Below are 5,503 nucleotides of genomic sequence, written 5' to 3' on the forward strand. Positions count from 1 at the left end.
GCCCTGCCCTTCGACAAGATCTGCTATATCGGCTGCGGCGTGACGACGGGGATCGGCGCGGTGATCTACACCGCCAAGGTCTGGCCCGGCGCCAATGTCGTGGTCTTCGGGCTCGGCGGTATCGGCCTCAACGTCATCCAGGGCGCCCGCATGGTCGGCGCCGACAAGATCATCGGTGTCGACATCAATCCGGGCAAGCGCGCCATGGCCGAGAAATTCGGCATGACCGGGTTCATCAATCCGGCCGAGATCGGCAACGACAAGGTGGTGCAGGCGATCGTCGATCTGACCGGCGGCGGCGCCGATTTCTCCTTCGACGCGACCGGCAATACCAACGTGATGCGCCAGGCGCTGGAATGCTGCCATCGCGGCTGGGGTGAATCGATCATCATCGGGGTCGCCGAAGCCGGCAAGGAAATCGCGACCCGGCCGTTCCAGCTCGTCACCGGGCGGGTCTGGAAGGGCACGGCCTTCGGCGGCGCGCGCGGGCGCACCGATGTGCCGAAGATCGTCGACTGGTACATGGAGGGGAAGATCAATATCGACGACCTGATCACCCACAAGCTCAGCCTGGACGAGATCAATCACGGCTTCGACCTGATGCATGAGGGCAAGTCGATCCGAAGCGTCGTGGTCTACTGAACCGGTCGTCCGAAGCCCCGGCAGCTGGGACATCGCCAGATCAGAAGCAGCGCAATTCGCCTTCGATCTGTGCCCGCTTCAGGCGTGCGACCTTCTCGCGCATCAAGGGCATGGAGATAAACATCGAGGCGTTCTGACCGCCGCGCTGGCGCACGGACATGATCGTCTCGGCTTCCTCATAGGCCCTATAGGGCAGCACAGACGCGATCACGTCGATCGAGCACGAGCATTTCTCCAGCGCCGTACGGGTCTGGCCGTTCGCGGCCATGCACCCGAAGATGTAATCGGCGCGTGCGACCGTCGGATAGTCATTGACCGGCGTCTCAGCTGCGCCGCCATTGCCCGCAGCGAGGATCGTCGCCAGCAGCCCCCCGGCCAGAGCCGTCAGAAACCCGTGGTGCCGCGCTCCTGCCGTCCCGACCGTGCTCATGGCTGGGCGCTCGCCGATTTCAGGACGATGCGCTCCTCGAGTTTCGGCGCATCCGGCAATGTGCTGACGAACCTTGAGGTCATTTGGAGCAGCATGCCAGGCGCGGCCTCAGCCACCAGAATCTCGAACTGGCTGTCCTCATAGCCGAGCATCCGCCCGATATTGGTATCGTCGACAAAGGGCCTGACGGTGATCCGCGTCGCATCCAGCGTCTTGCCCTCGAATTCGACCTTGGTGGCCTCGCTTGTTGCCTTGTCGCGCAGGCCGGCGCGCAGCCGGTCCTTGAAATAGGGCGTCGTTCCACCGGTGAGCTGCGCCATGTTGCTCACTGCCCGATCGAGGAAGATGACGAGCACCGGATTGCCGGTCAGATCGGTAATCGACATAGGCTCGCGCGCCCGCTCGCCCGTGAACAGGCGCAGGTCGACATTGCGGCTGCCGTTGGCTGCAACGGATCTGACCACGAGCTTGATATCGTCGCCGAAGGGCTCGCCCAGCCGTTTCGTGTCGGAGGGCAAGCGCTCAAGCCGATAGGTCAGCTCCGTGCCCGAAGACACGCCGGAAAGATGAGGACGCGCGAACAGGATATCGACCGGCGTTTCCTGCGCCTGCGCCGGCCATGGCGCGATCGCCAGCACCAGAGCCATGACCTGGCAGAGCAAGACGGCGAAAGCTTTTCCGCTCACGATCGCATCTCCCTGACATCATAGCAGGTCGAGCAGGCCACGCAGGCAGCAGGATAAGGCTTGGCGCCCGGCGCAGCAATCAGCTTTGCAGGCTCAGCCGCTCAGGACCGCGATGATCAGCGCGCCGGCACGAAGGCGCCGGGCGGAATATGGCCAGGCTCGACATAGGCGTGATGGAGCGCATCCAGCATGGCCCAGAGCACGTCGCATTTGAATTCGAGCGCCGCGATCACCGCCTCCTGCTCGGCCGGCGTGCGGGCATGGGCCGTGACATAGGCAAGCGCGGTCTCGACATCGCGCCGCGCCTGTTCCGGGCGGGCGGTGAAATAGCTCAGGCTCTCCGGGCTGACGAAGTCGTAATGCGCCAGCATGCCTTCGACGCGGTGGCGGATGACCTTTGGCGAAAACAGCTCGGTCAGGGAGGACGCGACGGCTTCGAGCAGCGGGCGCTCGCGCACGAAATTGACATAGGCCTCGACCGCAAAGCGCGTCGCCGGCAGCACGCCGCGATGGGCCTGCACATCGGCGCGTGCCAGGCCCAGGCTTTCGCAGAGCCTGAGCCAGCGTTCGATGCCGCCCTCACCGTCCCCCTCGCCATCATGGTCGACGAGACGCTGGCGCCAGGCCCGGCGGAGCGCGGGGTCGTGGGTCCGGGCGATCAGGAACGCGTCCTTCACAGGGATATGGGCCTGGTAGGTGAAGCGGTTGAGAGCCCAGGCCTGGACCTCGCCCTTCGTGCACCGTCCGGAATGCAGTCTGGTGTGGAAGGGGTGCTTGTCGTGATAGCGCGCCTCTCCGACCTCGCGCAGGCGCTGTTCCAGTTCCTCGGGCGATAGCAAAGCAGTCACAGCCGCACCTCCATGCCGTCATAGGCCACCGCGATACCCGCGGCTTCGATCACGAGACGCTCCGGCGACCCCTCGATCAGCGCCGAATTGGTGTTGTTCAGATGGATATAGATCTTTTGCGCCGCAGGCAGCTTGGCGAGCCAGGACAGCGAGCCGCCAGGGCCCGTGATCGGCATATGCCCCATCCTCCGACCGGTCTTTTCGCCGACGCCGCTGCGGATCATCTCGTCATCCGTGAACAGGGTGCCGTCGAAGAACACCACGTCCGCGCTTTCGGCCGCGTCACGAACGCTGTCGGACAAGGCGGCACAGCCCGGGATATAGACAAGCGAGCGCCCTGCGCCGCCGATCCGGATGCCCGCCGCTTCGCCAGCCTCGGACTCGAGCCGGGATGCGCTCTCCTCGAGATAGAGCGGTGCCTTGCCGGGGACCGGAAACAGCTCCGCCGTCAGTCCGCCAGCCAGCGCGATGGGGTTCGCGGCCGTCGCGATCATGCGACGCGCCGGCACGGCGGCGAAGATCGGGTTGGCCTCGATCGCCTCAAGGACCGGTGCGAGCGCGACCAGATCGAACGGATGCCGCTCGCGCAGCGTGAGCAGCCCGGCGACATGGTCGATCTCGGCGCTGCTGAGAATGACCGTGCCGATCGGCGACTGGCGCTCGGCGCGCGGCCACAGGGCCGGCGTCGTCCGGATCTGGCTGCCAAGATCGGGGGACGCGTTCAGAACGATCCAGCTCTCGTCATCGAGCGTCACCGCGAGGCTCGATTGCGTCCGCCAGGGCGCGCGGGGATCCCTGCTCCAGGCCAGCGCGCAGACCCGGCACCGGCAATTCCATTGCGGAAAACCACCTCCCGCAGCCGCGCCAAGAACGATGGCTTTCATCGGGGCGCCTCAGGCAGCCGGCTTCCCGCAAGTGCACGGCGCGAAAGACTGCATTGCCCGCGCTGTTGCACACGCCGTTGCTTCCACTCCGCATGCGACCCAGGACATGTCCGGCTCCTTCGATTGTGCTAAGAACGGAATGGTGCTGACAAAGACTGCCTTCACGCTCCGGACGCGAGCCTCCGGCATCGCGATCACCTCAGCGACGATGGCAGCGGTTCTGTCTTCTTCACGTCCGCGCCCGTGTTACTGTCGACCTTGGCGATTGCTGGGTATCATTACAGAGGGAGAGGCTTCGGGCCAGTCCTTGCCCGGTCTGCAATATCACGCCAGCTCCCGGCAAAGACGGAGAGACCCGCGATCGAATATCTGATGGCGCGAGCGACGATCCAACGAAGGTCGACTGATCCCAGGTTATTCCAAAGCAACAAGAACGGGGAGGATGAGATGCATCTGCTGTGGTTCTTGCTGGCGGGCCTGCTCGGGTTGAGCCAGGCGACGGCCGCCGACCTTGTGAAGGGCCGGACAAATCTGCCCGAACTGGTGCTCGGGAATGACGAAGGCCGCGACTACGTCGTCTCCCAGAAGCAGATCGAGATGGAATCCGGCAAGTCCTACCGCCTCTCCGTCACGGCGAAGGGCGGCAAGGAGTACAAGTTCTTCGCACCGGAGTTCTTCCGGAACAGCTGGATCAACCAGATCGTCATCAACCATCTCGAAGTGCACATGCAGGGTGCGCCTCATCATCTCGAGTTCGACGACCAGGGCACGATCCATGTCGAGTTCGTGGCGATCCGGCCGGGCGAGTACCCCTGGTATATCCAGGGCCTGGAGGCTCAGGGGATGACCGGCACCTTCATCGTGAAGTGACGGAGGCAAGCCATGCGCATGCTCGCTCTCACCTCCGTCCTGACCCTGGTGCCGATCCCGCAATGGCCGATGACAGGTCGGAATGCACGAACGGCATCGTCATGATCCAGGCCGAGATCGCCAGGAAGCCGCCGGCGGCCACCCTGCGCAAACTGGAGACGGCGTTGCGCGTCGCGCGGCGCGAAGAACAGGAGGGCGAATTCGACGAGTGTCTCGATGCGGTCAACGACGCCCGCAAGGCACTGGGACGATGAGCGCTTGTTCCTCATGGACCGGGCTCAGCCGTGGCAACGCGGGCGACCGATCTCCGGCCCCCCGAGCGCCCAGCGCTGAAGCGTGGTCTTCGCTAGGTTTAGCGGCTGGTTGAGCCATGGCCGCCGTAGCCACGCTCAGTTTCATCGAGCGTCGCCCTTTCGACAAACGCAACGCCGCTGACCGGCGCCACTACCATCTGAGCGATGCGGTCGGCACGCTGGATTAAAAATGGTGCCTTTCCGTGATTGATCAGAATGACTTTGATCTCGCCTCGATAGTCTGCGTCCACGGTCCCCGGTGAATTGAGAACTGTGACGCCAAATTTGGCGGCGAGTCCCGAACGAGGCCGGATTTGGGCCTCGTAGCCCTTGGGTAAGGCGATGGCGAAACCGGTGGGTATTGTCGCGGTCATGCCCGGAGCAAGGGTCACGACCGTACCGGGAGCAATAGCAGCAGGCAGATCAAGACCCGCCGAGCCAACAGTCTGCGATCGAGGGATCTCAAGCCCTTGTCCATTTTCAAGCCGGCGCAGGCCGACGCTGACACGCCTGTCGTTCCTCAAAATTCTACCAGCGAGCTTACCGAGTAAGTTCGACTTCCCCCCAGGCGTTGGCCAACAGAGCCGCGGATCGTGCGTAGGACAGTAAACGGGAGAGTGCCGGTTATCGAGCACCTAGGCGGCCTTGGYGCCCCCGTCGCCGCAACCTTCGGTTACTGGTTATGTGTCCGAGGCCTTAGGTGTTCAGTCCCGGCATTTGATGGATTGGATCGAGCCTGAATCGTTCTGGCTCTGAAGTCCAGCATTTGCAGATGAACTCGTAGGGTGTGAGCCCCCTAAGGGTCTTCAGCCGGCGGCCGAAATTGTAGGCGACAACGAAGTCTGTGAGG

At 63.8% G+C, this 5,503-nt stretch carries 8 protein-coding genes and 1 pseudogene; 3 read left to right on the forward strand and 6 right to left on the reverse strand.

Going from position 1 to position 5,503, the window contains the following annotated elements; translation table 11 throughout:
- On the forward strand, window positions 1-642 hold a 642-nt coding region (locus AC1DRP_RS34475), incomplete at its 5' end, for a zinc-binding dehydrogenase (RefSeq protein ID WP_476770892.1).
- Window positions 643-682: 40 nt separating this feature from the next.
- On the opposite strand, the gene AC1DRP_RS34480 is transcribed toward AC1DRP_RS34475, so the two are convergent.
- The 4 genes from AC1DRP_RS34480 to pqqB all read right to left on the reverse strand — a co-directional run bounded on the left by AC1DRP_RS34480 (window position 683) and on the right by pqqB (window position 3,490).
- On the reverse strand, window positions 683-1,072 hold the full coding sequence (locus tag AC1DRP_RS34480; RefSeq protein ID WP_441508408.1) for a hypothetical protein: 390 nt from the start codon (window positions 1,070-1,072) through the stop codon (window positions 683-685).
- The gene (locus tag AC1DRP_RS34485) at window positions 1,069-1,758 is read right to left on the reverse strand and encodes a hypothetical protein (RefSeq protein ID WP_441508407.1); all 690 of its coding nucleotides are present in this window, start codon (window positions 1,756-1,758) and stop codon (window positions 1,069-1,071) included. The genes AC1DRP_RS34480 and AC1DRP_RS34485 overlap by 4 nt, the downstream gene beginning before the upstream one ends.
- 116 nt (window positions 1,759-1,874) lie before the next feature.
- Window positions 1,875-2,606: a pyrroloquinoline-quinone synthase PqqC gene (gene pqqC, locus AC1DRP_RS34490; RefSeq protein ID WP_441508406.1), complete on the reverse strand. Its 732-nt coding sequence runs from the start codon at window positions 2,604-2,606 to the stop codon at window positions 1,875-1,877.
- Window positions 2,603-3,490 carry a pyrroloquinoline quinone biosynthesis protein PqqB gene (pqqB, locus tag AC1DRP_RS34495; protein WP_441508405.1) on the reverse strand — a complete coding sequence of 296 codons (888 nt, stop codon included), beginning with the start codon at window positions 3,488-3,490 and terminating at the stop codon, window positions 2,603-2,605. The genes pqqC and pqqB overlap by 4 nt, the downstream gene beginning before the upstream one ends.
- 447 nt (window positions 3,491-3,937) lie before the next feature.
- On the opposite strand from pqqB, the gene AC1DRP_RS34500 reads away from it, so the two are divergent.
- Together AC1DRP_RS34500 and AC1DRP_RS34505 are read left to right on the forward strand one after the other, a co-directional pair.
- Window positions 3,938-4,360 carry a cupredoxin domain-containing protein gene (locus AC1DRP_RS34500; protein ID WP_441508404.1) on the forward strand — a complete coding sequence of 141 codons (423 nt, stop codon included), beginning with the start codon at window positions 3,938-3,940 and terminating at the stop codon, window positions 4,358-4,360.
- A 62-nt stretch (window positions 4,361-4,422) separates the two neighbouring features.
- Window positions 4,423-4,614: a hypothetical protein gene (locus AC1DRP_RS34505; protein WP_441508403.1), complete on the forward strand. Its 192-nt coding sequence runs from the start codon at window positions 4,423-4,425 to the stop codon at window positions 4,612-4,614.
- A gap of 98 nt (window positions 4,615-4,712) precedes the next feature.
- On the opposite strand, the gene dut is transcribed toward AC1DRP_RS34505, so the two are convergent.
- Together dut and AC1DRP_RS34515 are read right to left on the reverse strand one after the other, a co-directional pair.
- Window positions 4,713-5,177 carry a dUTP diphosphatase gene (gene dut / locus AC1DRP_RS34510; RefSeq protein WP_476770893.1) on the reverse strand — a complete coding sequence of 155 codons (465 nt, stop codon included), beginning with the start codon at window positions 5,175-5,177 and terminating at the stop codon, window positions 4,713-4,715.
- Window positions 5,178-5,349: 172 nt separating this feature from the next.
- Window positions 5,350-5,503: pseudogene (locus tag AC1DRP_RS34515) on the reverse strand (IS481 family transposase); the annotation flags it as partial.

The sequence above is a fragment of the Allobosea sp. 01N443 genome, assembly GCF_056399325.1.

Coding starts and splice junctions, on each gene's coding strand:
- AC1DRP_RS34480 (WP_441508408.1), bottom strand. CDS start 1,072: ATGAGCACGGTCGGGACGGCAGGAGCGCGGCACCACGGGTTTCTGACG.
- pqqB (WP_441508405.1), bottom strand. CDS start 3,490: ATGAAAGCCATCGTTCTTGGCGCGGCTGCGGGAGGTGGTTTTCCGCAA.
- AC1DRP_RS34500 (WP_441508404.1), top strand. CDS start 3,938: ATGCATCTGCTGTGGTTCTTGCTGGCGGGCCTGCTCGGGTTGAGCCAG.
- AC1DRP_RS34505 (WP_441508403.1), top strand. CDS start 4,423: ATGGCCGATGACAGGTCGGAATGCACGAACGGCATCGTCATGATCCAG.